Origin of the sequence: Amphritea japonica ATCC BAA-1530 (assembly GCF_016592435.1) — a bacterium.
GTDB classification, from domain to species: Bacteria; Pseudomonadota; Gammaproteobacteria; order Pseudomonadales; family Balneatricaceae; genus Amphritea; species Amphritea japonica.
The window spans coordinates 750,065-767,902 of sequence record NZ_AP014545.1 but is presented as its reverse complement, the minus strand read 5'-3'; the positions used below and the strand labels follow the sequence as shown (position 1 = coordinate 767,902).

11 protein-coding genes are annotated in these 17,838 nt (G+C 48.6%); all 11 read right to left on the bottom strand.

What is annotated here, in order from left to right; translation table 11 throughout:
* Positions 1–33: 33 nt before the first annotated feature.
* The 11 genes from AMJAP_RS03500 to tssB all read right to left on the bottom strand — a co-directional run bounded on the left by AMJAP_RS03500 (position 34) and on the right by tssB (position 17,821).
* Positions 34–1,050, bottom strand: a complete 1,017-nt coding sequence (locus AMJAP_RS03500; protein ID WP_019622390.1) for a hypothetical protein — start codon at positions 1,048–1,050, stop codon at positions 34–36.
* Positions 1,051–1,065: 15 nt separating this feature from the next.
* Positions 1,066–4,710, bottom strand: a complete 3,645-nt coding sequence (locus AMJAP_RS03495) for a hypothetical protein (protein WP_019622389.1) — start codon at positions 4,708–4,710, stop codon at positions 1,066–1,068.
* 26 nt (positions 4,711–4,736) lie between these two features.
* Positions 4,737–5,585 (bottom strand): DUF4123 domain-containing protein, encoded by an 849-nt coding sequence (locus AMJAP_RS03490; RefSeq protein ID WP_019622388.1) that lies wholly within the window; start codon positions 5,583–5,585, stop codon positions 4,737–4,739.
* 8 nt (positions 5,586–5,593) lie between these two features.
* Positions 5,594–7,720: a type VI secretion system Vgr family protein gene (locus tag AMJAP_RS03485; RefSeq protein WP_019622387.1), complete on the bottom strand. Its 2,127-nt coding sequence runs from the start codon at positions 7,718–7,720 to the stop codon at positions 5,594–5,596.
* An 86-nt stretch (positions 7,721–7,806) separates the two neighbouring features.
* Complete coding sequence (locus AMJAP_RS03480) at positions 7,807–9,453, bottom strand: sigma-54-dependent Fis family transcriptional regulator (protein WP_019622386.1); 1,647 nt, start codon at positions 9,451–9,453, stop codon at positions 7,807–7,809.
* On the bottom strand, positions 9,446–12,256 hold the full coding sequence (gene tssH / locus AMJAP_RS03475) for a type VI secretion system ATPase TssH (protein WP_019622385.1): 2,811 nt from the start codon (positions 12,254–12,256) through the stop codon (positions 9,446–9,448). The genes AMJAP_RS03480 and tssH overlap by 8 nt, the downstream gene beginning before the upstream one ends.
* 42 nt (positions 12,257–12,298) lie before the next feature.
* Positions 12,299–13,570, bottom strand: a complete 1,272-nt coding sequence (gene tssG, locus AMJAP_RS03470; protein ID WP_019622384.1) for a type VI secretion system baseplate subunit TssG — start codon at positions 13,568–13,570, stop codon at positions 12,299–12,301.
* A complete protein-coding gene (gene tssF / locus AMJAP_RS03465; protein WP_019622383.1) occupies positions 13,534–15,321 on the bottom strand; it encodes a type VI secretion system baseplate subunit TssF in 1,788 nt (595 codons plus the stop codon). Before tssF ends, tssG begins: the two co-directional genes overlap by 37 nt.
* A 1-nt stretch (position 15,322) precedes the next feature.
* Positions 15,323–15,742 (bottom strand): type VI secretion system baseplate subunit TssE, encoded by a 420-nt coding sequence (gene tssE, locus AMJAP_RS03460; RefSeq protein WP_019622382.1) that lies wholly within the window; start codon positions 15,740–15,742, stop codon positions 15,323–15,325.
* Positions 15,743–15,799: 57 nt separating this feature from the next.
* Positions 15,800–17,284: a type VI secretion system contractile sheath large subunit gene (tssC, locus tag AMJAP_RS03455; RefSeq protein WP_019622381.1), complete on the bottom strand. Its 1,485-nt coding sequence runs from the start codon at positions 17,282–17,284 to the stop codon at positions 15,800–15,802.
* A 51-nt stretch (positions 17,285–17,335) separates the two neighbouring features.
* A complete protein-coding gene (gene tssB, locus AMJAP_RS03450; RefSeq protein ID WP_019622380.1) occupies positions 17,336–17,821 on the bottom strand; it encodes a type VI secretion system contractile sheath small subunit in 486 nt (161 codons plus the stop codon).
* Between the last annotated feature and the right edge of the window lie 17 nt (positions 17,822–17,838).

Below are 17,838 nucleotides of genomic sequence, written 5' to 3'. Positions count from 1 at the left end.
TGGAAATTCTAATTCACGAATTGTATTTCGTTCTCAACGATTATACCGCTTACGCAGTTTTGTATCGTTTTCCCGCTTTAGTTTCTCAAAGGTTTCCATATCCATATCCCGCCAGTAATGCTTGGGACGGTTGGTTTTTTTGTCGTATTCTGCTGTCGTCGGGTCAAGATGGCGAAACTCTTCGTGGCTGGGGTCATCCGAGAGAGGCTGAGTGACATCCATAAAGTATTGCATAGAGTCCCAGCTGGCCGCGCACTCTTGCCAGAGCTCTGAAGGCTTGTAAAAATCTGACATATCAATACCCCAGTCATCTTTGTAGTGAGCCAGTACCAGGTTGTAACGCAGCAGGCCGCTCGGCAATGGGGTACTGTGCAGATAACACTCCATCTCGCTAAAAGGCGCTTCATGAAGTACCAGGTTTTTCTTTTTTTGGTGGTATTGAGTGACCAGACCACTTTCACGGCAGAGGTACCAGGCACGGTAGTCCTTGGTGCTGTAAAGGAGCTCGGGGTTTAGTTTTTTTGCTAAAAAACCAATCATCCAACATAAAAAAGACGGACTTATCATTATTAAAGCAAAAAGAGCATCATCACTATTGTAAGGTTCATCACTAAACAGGGTGAGAATAAAAAGAAATAATAGCCCTCCACCAAAAAGAAAAGTAACGAACCGCCCCCCCCCATACATTAAATTTAGCGTATAGGACAGTTTGTTATAGCGTAGTGGACTGATACCTATATGAGCAAACTGAGCCACACTCAGTAACTGTTGTAATATCTTGAATTCTTCTTTCGTTAATGTGCCTGCAGCAGCCTTTTCTTTTATACCCGGTTCATCATCCCGTTCGTACTCTCTAAGCGTCTCAGGTGTAACATTAAACGTATCTCTAGGCAGCACCTCTACCGTCGGTACTATTCTTGCCAGATACTGCCCTTTTCGATAGCTGTTTTTAGGGCCTTGTTCCCGCTGTAACAGGCCTTTATCGGGCCGATAAGCCGTCGATTTATACTCTGCCACTGGCGGGTTAATAAAAGTATCCAGATCCATCATGATAATGCAGTGTCCTTATACTTGGCTGCCGTGACTGAGCTCGCTGGCCCAGCCCGGCTGACTGACTTTTTCAAAGTCTGGTTTTTCAGCCAGACTATTTTTCTTTTCTGCTGCATCATCCAGCGGTTTCAGGCTGGGAAAGGTCGTTTGATCCCCATCATTGGCCATCAGCATACGCCAGCGGGCTTTAACCGCCCAATCATACTCAACAGAGCCTAAACTATAACCGGCCCGCTGCAGTTTTTCTGACGGCGGGGTTGCTACAATTATCTCCAGCCCCCCATCGATCTTGTTATAGCCAACCGACGATACCTGTTGATAGACCTTACGGTTATAGCGCTGCACTGCACCACGGCCGGTGCTTACCAGGGTAATGTTGTTCTGGCGCCGGCGCAGGTAGAGTTCCAGCCCTGCATCCTCCGGCAGATTACTCAGGATGCTGATGGTTTGCAGGCGATTACCTTTGTTATCACAACTGCCGTTATCGAGGATTGAAATACGGATACCGGCAAATAGGTTCAGTAGCCGGGTATAGGCTTCATCTTCATTCTGCAACCAGGGGGCATCATCTTTTTCGCTACCAAAGGGGCCATGTTTAATCCACTCCTCAAGCGGCGTATCCGACAGCCAGATACTCAGCCCTACTCCGGTTAGCATCAGCGCCAGACCAACCCAGCCTACCGGCCCCAGCCCGGTCAGCATACCGGCAGCGGTCATCATTCCGGCGCCCACGGCCGCTACGACCAGTGCCGCCCCCTTATCATTATCTCCTTTATCAAAGGCATTAACCGCATCCCAGATGAAAGCTGCAGTAGATAAAACTCCCGCTATCGCAGTCGCTATCCAGACCCGGGTTATCTGTTGTGGTAGCCTTTCTGCCAGTCTTGTACTAAACGCTTGGGCCGATTTATTAAAAGCAGACCCTGGGCTATTATTAATGACGACTTTGGCGCCCGTTCTTGCCAGAATATTAGGATTTTTACCGCCACTAGCCCAGTATTCGTGATAAAACTTACCCGCATTTAAAGATGCGACAGTTATATCAACAAAAGCAGAAAGGACATTGAAACCTGTTTTCGCTTCCCTTTTTCTAATAAAAGCAGTTGTTGCAACTTTCAAATTCCACATCTCAAACACAAGCATGACAAAAGGAAACTGTACTGTTTTGCCCAATTGTCCCGCCTTGGAATAGAGATCTACCTTGAGACCTTCGCTGGCCAGATCAACATTACGGACAACTGCAACACTCTGCGTCTGACTATGTTGCAGCAGTGCATCAGCCGCCTGTTGATGCCGACGTAGTATTGCCACCGCTTCGCTATTAGCGGGGGCGGTGATAAAACGTACTTCATTCAGCTGTAGCTCTGACAGATTGCGGGCTGCCCGGGCGCGGCTGGTACTGGCCTGAATCTGCCCATCGGCACTACTGATATCGCCAAAAAAACGTTTTTGATGACTTCCCGGGTGCTGGTACTGTCGTTGGGCTTCGCTCAGGCCGAAACGTTGCCCAGTTTTTAAATCCTCAATACCCAGAACAACTTCATCAACAGCACTGCCTTTATGGGCTTTAAAGGTTAGTTCATGGAACAGAGGATCACTGCTGCGTAGCAGGTTAAACAGATTGCCATGCACCTTCATGGCCCGTTCCAGGCTCTGGCCAGCGGCACTGCCCAATACCCGACTCAGGGCGGTATTAGCAACCTCTGCTAGCTTACCGGTCACAAAACCAAACACCTGCGCCGCCCGACGGCTTTCGGTAAAGAGATCAGGCCTAGCTTTTTGCAGAGCCAACAAAGCAGTCACTTCAAAGGTAGCTACCGAGGCTAATTGAATTTCAAGCCCCGCCTGCTGCTGCATATAGCCCAGCCGGAAACGGCCATCCCCCTGATTATCCTCTACCGCCAATTGCGGCAGAGGCTGATCGGTGGCCGGCGACTCTTTCCCGGGCAGCAGCATCGCACTTAACGGCTGGACACTATAGGGATTGAAAATACCCACCACCAGCTGTTGTGCCGGACCCTGAACCGGCGGACGTAACGGATCAACGCCATTAAGTTTATCCAGAACACCCGGCTGACAGGTCAGTGGTGCCAGCAGATCAGTCACCAGCTTAAAGCCGGCGATATAGTCGGCCCCTTCAAGGCTGAAATAATCCGCCAGCAGTTGCTGGTTATTACGGTTTTTCATCTGTGCAGTCAGATATTCCTGGCTATAGCGCCAGCTATTGTCCAGGTTTTGCCGCTGTATTGTTCGAATTGTGCTATGAAAAGCCCCCCCCAGAAAACCTATATCTTCATTCTGAAAAAATTTAGATATCGGGTTTTCTTTACCGCCGATCGTTGGTGGAAGCCCCCGCAGGGCGAGCAATTCTGCACTACGGTAGTTAGGAAGCATCTGTTGACGCTGCAGAAGTAGCTGTTGATATAATTGAACCCCTGCTACAGCTTGCGCGGCATGACGCATCTGAAATAGGTTATCTGGCAACAACAAACCAGGTATCTGCCGTTGCTTAGCATCTGCCCAGATATCCTTTACGCTTGAGGTCGCTTGCCATATTTTCTCAACTTGAGAGCATTGCTGATTCTGCTCATCCAGTAGTATTTTTTCCATTACCGCACTGCGCGCCTGACCCGCATAAAGAAATGAGGTTTTAGTGTCCGGATGCCCCCAACTGGAAGTATTAACCGCAGCCGGCCCTCCCTTTTCATACTTTTGCAGATCGTCATTGACACGATCGAATAGTTCACTCAGATGAGTTGAAGTCAGATTAGTGCTATAACGCTCAGGGGTTGGGGTGAGTAGCTCATCACCGTCATTCCTTGGGCGTTGTGCTGGTTGCTCGGCAATATTCACCAATCGCCCTACTCGCAACTTTAACGATGGTTCAGCCCAAACACGACTACAGCGTTGACGGCGAGCAGCGGCATCGCTTTGCAGATAATTAATCCGGGCTGCTGACCATTGCACTTCGCTAAAGGCCATTTCAAAATCATTAATTTTCTCAACCTTCTGACTTTCCGATGGCCTCAATTTTGATGATGTTTTAGCCTTCTGCTGACGTATGGGTATCCACAACTCAGATAGTGGTTTACCCACCGGCTGACGCAGGTTATCCGTAGTTTTAATCAGCTCTCCCTGACGATGATCGGTAAGACGAATATCCCGCATCTCAAGCTGACCTGCATCATTGTGGCTAACCAATAGCTCTCGCCAGAGCTGGCCCTTACGAAACAGGTAGAGATAACCAAACCTTGGCGGTAGAGCATGTGCTTTTTTATCAATTAAACCGGTCCATTCAAGCATCGGAACAACCGGTTGCAGAGCATAATCCTGAGCCTTCTCCTGACGTTTACACTCATCAACATTGTCAAACAAGCTGACACGTATTGGAGGGCCCTGCTCGGCCTCAATATCCAACCAAACATTACGTTGGGGCTGGCCATCCCAGGGCCATTGCCAGAGTTCAAACGGTGGATGTTTAGGTTGCAGATCTACTGACTCTACCGTTTTCTGGTTACTCAGCCACTCTTGCTCTTGCTGATTATTCAGGTCGTAAAATGCAAAACTGTGGCCTGTTGGGTGCTGCTTGCCATACACCTGTATAAACAGTTTTTTACTGTCGCAGGCAACTTTTGTTTGTCCGGTAGAATCCGTACTCATCCCTGTACCTTTGAATCCTGTATCGTTTAAATTAAATGGCCGGTGGCCACAGCAAAACGTTGCTGCTCTGTTGGCAGTGCCAATATTCGCTCGGCTGATTGTGGTATGGGGATATACACCACCTCCATGTCCGGCCGGTAGCATTGCTGTAAATACTGAAGCATTAATGACTCGTCACTGACACCACAGGCCTGAATATCATCAATGAAGCGTTGCTGCAGCTGCCACCATTCCTCAGACAGTGCTGTTTCATTATCCGGAAAAAGTGTTTTACAGTGTCGCTTGATCAGCTGATCTTTTTTGAGTCTTGCCAATGCCAGCTCCTGACTCTCTGTTAGCACCCATTCATTCTGATCTGGTTTACTGTAATGCTGTTGAATGTGTGCACGCCAGTGATCCGTTTCGCCTTTAAGTTCGGCGTGACGCCATATAATGCCTTTCAACTCACCCAACCAACGGTCTGTATCCTCTACGGCCCCATCATTAAACAGATAGTGAGCAATTACTGGAGATTGGAAGTGAAGCAACCCCTGTCGTTGGCCGTCGAAACGGATAACCAGCCGATCTTGCAGCTGTTTTAACACCTGAGAGAAATCCAAATCAGTCGATGCCAGAAGAATCACACCTTGAGGTACATTCTGTTCCTCTGCCGTAACAGCATAGTATTCAAATAGTTGTGACTCTATTCCAAACTCAAAAAGCCAGGGGCTGTAACTTAGTTGTTCGTTAAACAAGCTACCGTCAAACAGGGCAGCCTTTTCATCCAGATCGCCTATTTCAAATAGCCGCTGTAACTGCTGAGGGTGAAAATCAGACAATAGATACGCCGTAGTATCAGGCATCTCATTCAATGTTTTTTCCAGAGTATTAATCATACCTGCTCCTAATTCCGTCCACATGGGCAATCGTTCAAGGGGCAGCTACCATTAGGCTGCTTCTGACACATTTGAGTCATTGGCTGATTAGTCAACCGGTCTTGCGCTACCTGATGCGTAAACGCAGGTGTTGATTGCCAAGCCACTTGCTGTGGCAACGGATCGCTAATCTGCCCAGGGTTATCACTTTGCGCTTCAACGGGTTGCGTCGGCGGTGTGGGGGATGCTTTGGTTGCGCTGCCCCCTCCTCCGCCTGAGTTAAGTTTAATACTAGCGCCGGTGATGGTGACGCCGGAGGGGTCTAGTTTGACCATGCCGCTGCCCGCTTTCAGGACGATCTCGGTGCCTGCGGTAATCAGAATTTTCTGGCCCGCTTTATGATGTATCTGCTGCCCTGCGTACAGGTGGCTCTTTTGGCCTATAGATATATGCTGGCTCTTATCGATAGTCAGGTGTTGGCTCTTATTCACCTGCTGAAATTGGTCGCCCTGGGTCAGATGGTGGTCGTCACTTCGATATTCACTGTAGACATTTCCCTCTACAATCTTGTGACGGTCATTACCCAACCAGCTGCGGTGGTCATGCTTGGTTCGCTGATCGATATCTTTTTCAGCGTGATAGAACACCTGCTCTTCACCCTTTTTATCTTCAAAGCGGATCTCGTTAAAGCCATCACCACCTTTAGTGGAGTTAGTTTTAATCGTGCTGCGAGATTTATGTTCGGGCAGCCGATAAGGAGGTCGGTTAAGCCCGTGATACACCCGACCGATGACCAGTGGTTTATCTGGATCACCTTCAAGGAAATCCACTACTACCTCTTCCCCTATCCGCGGCAGGAACATACCACCGAAGCTACCGCCCGCGTGTGTCTGACTAACTCTGATCCAGCAGGAGCTGGTTTCATTTCCCTGACCTTCCCTGTCCCAATGAAACTGCACTTTGATACGGCCATGTTCATCGGTGTAGATCTCTTCACCTTCAGGGCCGGTCACCGTGGCGGTCTGTGTGCCTTCAACATGGGGCGACTTCACATCGGTTGTCGGACGAAACGGAACATCGAAAGGAACACAGATATATTTGTTGCTGTATTTACTGCCTTCTGTTGACGCACCTACCTCTAACACCTGCGGTTGAGAACATTCATGCTCAACCCGGGCAATTAAATACTCAGTGTTTAGCAAGTCCCGATCGTGACCGGTCAGCTCAAAACTGCAACCCGGCATCATGCGGTTAACGTCACTCTGCCCTTTGGCCGATTGTCGGTAGCTATTCAGAGACTCAAGGCGGATAACCGCATTATTCGTACCCCGGCCAGAATCGATAAAACGTCCTGGATGATCATAAATTTCCAGTGGCACATCCAGCTCAGCCGATTTAGTAGACTCCAGTTTGAGATTTGGTTTCTTAAAATCAAAATCACGCAGAGTGACTTTACCCGGGACGATAGCTTCGCTGTAACTGAAGTTAAAGATATGTTGCTCTCGCACCGCCCCCTGACTGTCGTGAAAACAGTCCAAGAAAGGGTCGCCGCTAATGGTAGGATTTGAACCTGAGGTATCGCTGAATATTAATATGTGGCTTTCATCACTGTGTTCGAAGTAGTAATGAATACCCTCTTCAGCCAGCAATCGCTGGATAAAGTCCAGCTCTGTTTCCCGATACTGCACGCAGTAATCATAATCAGGATAACTCTTTGCCAGATCAAAACGGAACTCATCAACATCTAAACCCGCACCGGTAAGAACAGTTTCGATAATGGTCTGAACATTCTGGAACTGGAAAATACGGCTATTTTGACGATGTTTCAACGCCCAGATTTTAGGCACAAGACGGATATGGTAGGAGCTCTGATTGACGCCCTGATCCCCCAGACTCACCTCGGCGATCATGCCATGGATATAGCGGGTAAGCTCTTCGCTGCCGTCGGTCTGATCCAGCAGAGTTACAAATGCTGGCTGACCTATCAGGGTTGAGAAATCAATATCACCATCATCGGAAACGACTTCTAATGCAATATCAAACAGCGCAGAGATCTCCTCTGCCCCATTCAGCCGAACCAGGCTAAATTGTTCACTGTCTTCTGTATCCTGCAATTCGAAGAAAAAACGTTCTTCATTTGCACTTAAAAACACCATAACTCATTCCCTTGTATAAATGGCTTTACCGGGTAAAGCTCATAGGTATTCCTTTACTGCCTTAATCTAAAGCAAACCATATGCCATTAGTTAAGTTCACAGCTATTTTCTCTCAGGTTATAGCGTCCCAGCTTCTCAACCAGTGAACGGCGGGACACCCCTAAGGCATCAGCGGTACGGGTCTGATTACCTTTATGACGCTGAAGATGCCGCGCAATCACCCGGGCTTCAAGACGCCCCATGATATCTTTCAAGCTGGCGCTACCTTCCAATTCCTGCTCCAGGGGAGTCACCGGTATATCGGTGGATTCATAGCCCGGCAGGTGCTGTGGCTCTATCACGCCATCCTGCTCTGCCAACAACACCGCACGCTCAATAATATTGCGCAGCTCACGGATATTCCCCGGTAGCGGAAGACTCTGAATCAGATCCAGTACCTGAGGCTTAATACCGCTGATCGCTTTGTTGTATTGCCCGCTAAACTGAACAATAAAGTAATGTGCCAGTGCAGGAATATCTTCACGCCTTTCCCGCAGCGCTGGCAACTCGATTGGAAATACGTTGAGCCGGTAAAACAGATCTTCACGGAAGCCTCCCTCGCTAATCAGCTTAGGCAGATCCTGATGGGTTGCCGCCAAGATGCGGATATTAACCGGGATACTCTCCAGCGCCCCCAGCGGCCGAACTTCCCGTTCTTGCAATACCCGCAGCAGTTTGGCCTGAAGCTTTAAAGGCATGTCCCCAATCTCATCGAGAAACAGGGTGCCGCCTTCAGCCGCTTCAATCAGGCCTTTCTTATGTTGAGTAGCACCACTGAACGCCCCTTTTCGATAACCAAACAACTCACTTTCCAGTAGTTCTTCCGGCAGTGCGGCACAGTTCTGCGGGATAAACGGACCATCACGATGAGGGCCATTGCGATGGATACAAGCGGCTATGAGTTCTTTACCTGTGCCGGTTTCTCCCTGTATCAACGCGGTTGCCGTTGAGTCTGCGATCTTTTCAATCAGATTGAATACCTGTTGCATCGCAGCTGACTGACCAATAATTTCATCCACTTTTAGCTTACCGCTCATACGGCTACGTAACTCTTCGTTCTCAATCTGGAGCACCTGATTCGTTTCATCCAGCTGAACAATCAGATTACGGTTTTCAGCCAGCAGACGATTATTTTCTGCAACCACTACCGCCTGTACCGCAAAGGCTTTTACAAAGCCTTCGAGTTTATCCGGAAAGGGTTCAACATCCCCCGCGTCACTAACCCGGCGGTTAAACAATTGCATCACCCCCAGACTAACCCCTTCATAATCGGTCAGAGGCACCACCATCAGTGACCGGGTACGAATACCACTCAGTCGGTCTCGGTGATAGATATCATCAAAATTAAAGCCGCTATAGCTGTATGCATCGCTGATATTAACGATCTGACCGGAGAGGGCCGCGTAGGCAGCCACCTCCTCCATATTCGGGCGACGATCCGGCTTCAGATCGATTTTCTGAAGCGGTACAACACTGTTATGCAGATACTCGCCCTGAGCCACTTCCGGATGTAGGTAGCGTTTGGTTCGATCCAGAATATAGATGCAACCCGCTTCAGCAGCCGTGAGTTTACGGGCCGCCGTAAGAATCTTATCCAGCAACAAATTCAGGTTCTTCTCACGGGTAATACTCAGATTGATCTTTACCAGTTCTTCCAGAGCCAGCAACGATTCTTCAATCCCATAATCAATCATTTTCGGTCACGGTGCTCTCGTCAGTCTCTTCTCTGACTGATGAAACCGGCTCCAGCTCATAAATCGGCGGATCATACTCATTGCCAAAACTAAGCTTAAAGCCACCGTTATCGTCCATATCCAGTAGTAGAGTGGTATAACGGGTTTCATCCGACATCCGCTCAAGCACTTGCGTTGCGATCTGCGGTAGCAGTGTTCCGTTAAGGATATGATCGATATTGCGAGCGCCGGTTTCCACCTCAGTACAACGCTGTGCAATAGCATCCACCACGCTGTCACTGTAATGCAGCATCAGCTTTTGACTTGCTGCCAGTCTGTGCACCACCTTATCCAGTTTAATCCGTACAATATCGCCCATCACTTCTGCAGCAATTGGATAGAAAGGCACAATCTGCATCCGCGCCAGCAGTGCCGGTTTGAAATGAGCACTGAGTACCGGACGGATCGCCTCAATCAACGCCTCTTTCGAGGGGCGCTGACCATCAGCACACATGTCGGTAATAATATCGGTGGCCAGATTTGAGGTGAGGAATACGATAGTGTTACGGAAGTTAACCAGCTGCCCTTCTCCGTCAGAAAGCATCCCTTTATCAAACACCTGATAAAACAGATTCATCACTTCCAGATCGGCTTTTTCCACTTCATCCAGCAGCACCACTGAATAGGGTTTCTGGCGTACCGCTTCAGTAAGCAACCCACCCTCGCCATAACCCACATACCCCGGGGGAGAGCCTATCAGGCGGGAGACCGAGTGTTTTTCCTGAAATTCAGACATATTGATTGAGGTTAAAAAACGCTCGCCACCAAACTGCTGATCAGCAACACCAATAGCCGCTTCTGTTTTACCGACACCACTGGGACCAACAAACAGAAACACGCCGGTTGGCGTTTCCGGATTATTCACGCCGGCTTTAGCTGCCCGAATGCCCTGATCTATGGCGTCTATCGCGTGGTTCTGCCCTTTGATTCGTTGCTGCAGCTGCTGATTAAAACTGAGGACACTCTGAGCCTCATCCCGCACCATTTTACCCAGAGGGATACCGGTCCAGTCGGCAATCACCCGACCGACAACATCTGGAGATACCTCATAATGGATCAGCGGATTATCTTGTTGTAACTCGTTCAGAGCGGCAATTTTATCACTGACTTCCCGACGCAGTTGTTGCTCATCAATTTCAGCACTATTAGTTTCTAAACTATCTGTTTCTAAACTATCTGTTTCTAAACTATCTGTTTCTGAACTACCTGTTTCTGAACTATCAACTTCTGATCGATTTTCGACGTTAAGAGCCCGATGCTGTGCCAGTTGCTGACGCAGCTGAACAATACTGTTCACCAGTTCCTGTTCGGTCTGCCACTGAATTAAGAGCGTATCAAGTTCAGATTGTCGCTCACTTATCTGCTGGGCCAAATCCGCCAGCTGGCCTTCATCCTCTAATACATCGCTGGCGATATCCCGTTGCAGTGCATGGGACTCCCGTTCCAGCGTTTCAATCATACGCTCAAGGTCATCAATCGCATCCGGCTTGGCCGTAATGCTGATTTTCACCCGCGCGGCGGCGGTATCTAATACATCAACCGCTTTATCCGGGAGCTGACGACCAGAGATATATCGGGACGACATTTTCGCTGCGGCTTCAACCGCATCATCGCGTACATAAACGCCGTGGGCTGCTTCATAGGTCTGACGTAATCCCCGAATAATAGTTACCGCTTGTTCGATTGTTGGCTCATCCAACTTTACTAATTGGAAACGGCGCGCCAGCGCTGGGTCTTTTTCAAAGTATTTCTTATACTCAGACCAGGTGGTCGCTGCCACAGTCCGCAGCTCACCCCTGGCTAGGGCAGGTTTCAACAGATTGGCTGCGTCACCACTGCCTGCTGTTCCGCCAGCACCGATCAGCGTATGGGCTTCATCGATAAACAGAATAATCGGCTTGGGGGATGCCTTAATAGCGCTGAGCACACCGTTCAAACGGTTTTCAAACTCTCCTTTCACACTGGCACCGGCTTGCAGCAACCCCAGATCAAGGCCATAGAGCTCAACTCCCGCCAGAATCTCCGGTACATCACCCTGGGCTATTTTCAACGCCAGCCCTTCAACGACAGCGCTTTTACCCACCCCCGCATCACCCACACAGATCGGGTTATTCTTCCGCCGACGCCCCAGAATATCGATCATCTGACGGATCTCTACATCACGGCAGAACACCGGATCAATCTCTCCCGCGCGGGCTTTAGCGGTGAAGTTGGTACAGAATTTTTCCAGAACACTCATATCGGCTTCGGCTACCGCCGCAGCAACACTGCCTTTAGCAACACTACCAACCTCACAGGAACCTTCAGTAATGGATAAATAATTAGCCTTGAGATCATCGTAAGGGATGCTGTTCAGATCATCGACATAACTGGCCATACCATGGCGACGCTGATTCGCCAGTATCGCCATCACCAGATGACCACTGCGGACCTCAGGCGCAGCCAGCTCAAGGGATGCAATCAGCCAGGCATCTTCAAGCAATCCCACTAATGACTGTGCAAATACGGGTTTGCTCTGATTGCCCTTTTGCTCCAGTTCAATACTCTGTTGGACCCTCTTTACGAAGTGAACGACATTGATCTCAAAGTGCACCAAAATCCGGGCCAGATCATTCTCCTCTTCCAGCAACTTCATGAGGAAATGATCAACATTAACCTCATATCCACTGTGGGACACACAAAGACCAGCAGCAGCTTCTAAAGCCCGGGTACAATTACTATTCAGTCGTCCGACCAGTGATTTAAGCTGAATCTTTTCCATCATTAACGTCCCTGTTGCGGTTCAGTATTTTATAATCTGAACCGGTTAACCAATCCCATGCAATATAACTGCACGATCACTACTATTCGGGTTTCCCAGCCAACCTGTCCAGCCAAGATAACAACTACCATCGAGACCCAGGCTGCATTCAGGTACCTGATCCCCCTGTACAATCAACTTAATATCGAAACAGAGTTGCTCTGGCATCAACATCAGTATCATCTCTTTCAGTGCGGCATAATGAATACCGTTAGGCAAAAAATCGGTAAACTGCTGATAATCCAAAGGCCCCATCTGTACCACAAACTTACTGTTATAGTCCTTTACCCTCCCACCCAGTGTAATATCTTCACCCAGTTGGCTAGGCCCCCGACCTAAACGGTTCTGCTGCTCATCGGGTACTGTTGCCCAGCGTTCAACATGCTCGATAATCTGCACTGATACATTGTTGAAATACCCACTCACCACCTGTCGCATCACGCTGGCAGAGTTACCCTGCATCGCCATCAATCCGGTAAATCCGAGCATACGCGGCCAGTTAATGGCAGATTCTGCCCGCGATGCCTGATCCGGTGCGCCCATGAGTGCAAACATCCACTCCGAGAAGTCATTCTCGGCTGCTGCTTCATACTGCAGCGATGGTCGATACTTGTGCCACACCCGATATAAAAAAGCCGTCAAGCGGTGGTTAAACAGATCCAGAAAATCTCGCTGTCTGGACGTAGGCAATTCAAAAACCTGTAATGCTAACTGCCCTGTTTTAAATCTGTACCATTCGGCAGCCGGCAATAACTCTTCAGGACTTTCACCGCTGCGCAGCTGCACCAGCTCTTCATTACTCAGCGGATAAACACTGAGAACGCCTGCACGAATTTGCTGTTTATACTCCGCCGCGCCTAAGACCAGACTGGATATATCCAGCCGGTGGTCTCGCAGTGCCCGGATCTGCTGCTCTGAGGTCAGGAAATACTCAATAAATTCCTGATTCTCAATCTGCATCTGCTCGTAAATAATCGACTCTGTTACATGAGCAGGAAGCGGTGAAGCCGGCCCATACAGTCCGATAAAATTATTCTGTAGCTCAAGCTGCCCCTGTCGATTCACCCCGGCATGCTCAATATCACTGGCTGGAAATGCCAGACTGGGATGCCCTTTAAAGCGAACCCCTTCTTTTACTACGGGCCCTTGATGACCCACCTTTGCTCCAGCGTGTAATGATTCCAGCAGGTTAACCGCTTTGAAAAACTCAAAGCTGTGAGCCGTCTGCTGCAATTCATTACTCAGAGTAAGAAATGCTGACCGCTCTGAATCTGCCATCGATAGATCTCTCCGTTATCCAGCCCTTCCACTTCCAACTCATGGTGTGCATTGATATTGGCGTACTGACTGAAAAAGCCGTTCAACACGGAGGCAAACAGGAACATGGTACTTTCACCCTGTATTCCTTTTGCTCCGAACTTGCTCTCACGTAGCTGCAACTTTGTTTGCAGCGCCCTAACGGGAACCCCTTTGATAATCCGGTCCCGGGTCTCTGTCGAGATACTTTGAATACCCTCCAGCATCTGCTGACTGGCCCGCTCTGCCTGCCGATCGAAAAACGCTCTGAAGTCATAACAAGCCAGCAGGGTACGCAGGGAATCTAACCGCGATAAAGAACGATAATGCAACGCCATCTGGGAAATTAGTTGCCAATGCAGGCCTTCACGTAGCGGTGGCTGCAGAGCATTCGTCACCCGTGTGATATTACGAAAAGAGGCAAACTCTACCGAGTCTGCTGTTGGGTAAATAATATCACCCGCTCGTAATACTTCAGGAAGCTTACGGTTAGTACAGGTCAGCTCCAGTGAGATAGTTTCTGTGGGTGGCACCGTATCCTGACTGTCAACATGGACAAAACTGATGTAGTTATCCAGACCACTCTGCAACGTAGAAAGGCGCCGCCTTAAGGAATAAAAAACCTGTTTATCCATGCTGTCAGAACGTATCTCATGATCAAAGCTTTCAAACGCTGGATAGTCATAACGTTTGCTCTGCCCCCGTTGACTGCCGCTTACATGATCGATCGAGAATAGCTCGATATGCTCCTGATTATCATGACTCGGCCTGACCATATACTCCAGGCGACGATGATCCACCCGAATAGGATCGGCATCAGCACTGAACAGATTTATAATGGGCGTACAGAACAGTCTTATATGATTATTCTGTAGCCGCAGCTGTGAATCAAACTGGCGATTAAACTGAAACTTCAGACTAAAAGATTCAATCATCGGTTGCTGTAGATGCTCGCCCAAACCTTTTACATCCACGAAGAGAAACTTCTCCGGTAGGCTGAAGTATTCCTGCAGCAAACGGTAGCCATTGAACGAACGGTTACTGTAAGGAAGTAATGCCTCATCATCAGCAAAGCCAACCGGAGAAACAGCTTTCGGCCCCAACCTAACCTTTGTTTGCTCACCGGAACGTAACTGCACCGTCAGTTCAACCTGATCCAGGTAGCGGAACAGCCAAAGATAGAGCCCCTGACTGATGTGCATCTCCCGATCGCCATGCAGAAAGAGTCGCAGGGTATCCAGGCCCAGATTTTCAGATGCGGCCCCCGGTTCAAGCTGAAAGCCCAGTGTTAGCGACGCGCCATCACTCTGATTCATCGCAGTTACCTGTTGAAGTTCAATAGGATAAATGTCAACGTCATAACAACTACGAAACCGACAACTGGTGTTCTCCACCTCTACCGACTGAACCTCTTCTCCCCGAGCGATACGCTTACCTTCAATCAATGCGTTCTCTATCGGCTTAAACTCCAGCACACTCATCGAAGGCAATGGCCTGAGATAGTGCGGCCAGAGCAGTCCCAACAGAGCATGAGTAACCTCGGGCAGTTCATCATCCAGCTTTTGTCGTAATCGACCTGTGAGAAAGGAAACCCCCTCAAACAAACGCTCAACATCGGGATCATTACCCTCCTCGGAGAGGAATTTAGCTAACCCCGGGTTCTGACGAGAAAACTCCGAGCCCATATCTCTCAGATAGGACAGCTCATCCTGGTAGTATTTATTAAACGCCATTCTAGGCAACCACCTTACAAAGGCCGTCACTTGCCATCATGGTTTGAAATTTGACCCTGACCGGACAATCAGGAATAGCCATATGTGCGTTAATCTCAAATCGAAGATCGAGCGGGTTTTCATCATTTTGCAGATACCGCACCCTGATCCGTTCAAGACGCGGCTCATACTTTTCCAGTGATAGTTTTATCGCTTTACGCATATCGGTCACCGCTTTCATATAACCGCTACTCATATCCAAATCATTAAAGTCGGGCAACCCATAGTCATCGAGCGCGGCAACACTACCCTGACGGACATTGAACATATTCTGCAGATGCATCTGCACTGATTTACGCAGCTTATCTTCATTGACATCCAGAGACTGCTTTGCCCCCTCATCACCCAGCGCAACACGCTGAAGAAGGGTGTAATGCAACATAACAATTATCCTCACCGCTCTCTAAAGAGAGCGGTTTCATCAAGCACAACTAACGGATTAGGTCTTATCCAGCTTGCCCACCAGGGACAAAGTAAAATCAGCACCCATATACTTGAAATGAGGACGAACATGCAGAGAGACCTTGTAAAACCCAGGCTCACCTTCGACATCTGCTACCTGAATAGAGGCTTCACGCAAAGGCCGCTTGCTGCGGACATCAGCACTGGCACCATCCTGATTGGCAACAAACTGACGGATCCAGACGTTCAGTTCCTCTTCCAGATCGTTACGCTCTTTCCAGCTACCAATATTTTCCCGCTGCAGTACTTTGATGTAATGCGCCAGACGGTTAACAATGAACATATAAGGCAGCTGAGTACTCAGCTTATAATTCATCTCGGCCTGCTTACCCTCTTTGCTAACACCAAAGAACTTAGGCTTCTGAGTAGAATTCGCTGAGAAGAAAGCGGCATTGTCACTGCCCTTACGGAAGGTCAGCGGGATAAAACCGGCTTCAGCCAATTCAAACTCACGACGGTCTGAGACCAGCACTTCTGTCGGGATTTTTGTTTCAATCTGGCCCATCGCTTCATACTGATGCAACGGCAGATCTTCAACGGCACCACCGCTCTGCGGACCGATAATGTTCGGACACCAACGATACTTAGCAAAGCTTTCAGTTAAACGTGAAGCGAATGAAAACGAAGTATTACCCCACAGGTAGTTCTGATGATCACCGGAGATACTTTCATTATATTTGAATGCCTTCACCGGATTATCCCGCTCATCATAAGGCAGACGCAGCAAGAAACGCGGCATTGTCAGACCCAGACTACGGGCATCTTCACTATCACGGAACGAACGCCATTTAGCGTACTGCGGGCCTTCAAAAATTGAGGCTATATCATTCAGATTTGGCAGTTTCTGGATGTCATCCACGCCAAAGAATTCAGGTGCTGCAGCGGCAATGAAAGGGGCATGGGACATCGTTGCGATACTGGCAACACTTTGCATCAGGCTAATATCCGGAGAGCTGTGATCAAACTCATAGTTGGCGATCATTGCACTAACCGGTTCACCACCATGCTGACCGAATTCAGCGGTATAAATTTTCTTATACAGACCAGATTCGGTAATATCAGATGCATCTTCAAAATCCATAGCCAGATCTTCTTTCGATACATTTAATAGCTGAATCCGGTTATTCTCACGAAAATCGGTACGATCCACGACAAACTTAAGGCCTCGCCAGGCCGATTCCATCTTCTGAAAATTGTCTTCGTGAAGAATTTGATCCACCTGCAAGCTCAGCTTTTCATCAATAGATGCGATCATTTCATCGACCAGCTGTTTACGGATGCGATCGCTCTTCTCACCAGATTTTAGAATTTCTGCAATAAAAGCCTGCACCCCTTTTGAGGCAACATCATAGGCTTCATCACCGGTTTTCATATTGGTCTGCTGCATGATCTGATCAAGCAGAGAGCTCTCTTCTGTTACCGCAACTGCGCCTTGAACGGCAATCTGTTCCTGTTCTGACATAATTTAATCCCTTACTTCCTGGTTCAGCGTTCTACTTCAGCGACGCAGTTACTATTCTTCAATACCTAATTCAGCCATCAGTTTCTGACGGGAATCATCATCACCCAGCAACTCTTCGATCTGCTTTCTAAAGGCAGGAACGTTGCCCAATGGTCCTTTCAAAAACGAAAGCGCTTCGCGAAGTTCGAGCAGTTTTGCTAGTTCTGGCACTTGCTTAACAACAGACTCAGGCTCGAAATCACGGAGGTTATTGAAGGTTAAAGAAGCAGACATCTCTGCATCCTCCTCACCGGACAACTTATTCGGCACCGTCATCTGAACATTCAGACGCTGACTGGCCATCACATCAGAAAAGTTGTCCTTATTAATATCGATCAGCTCACGATCCTGAAGGTCTTCTTCCTCTTCCCGCAGAGTATAATCACCCACCATTACTACCTTGTTTGGCAGCTCGACATCTTCCTTAGCATCACCTGTCGCCGGTTTATAGACGATGTTGATCCGCTCCTTGGGTGCCACTGATCCATCTTTAGCCATGAGCCTTCATCCTTTCT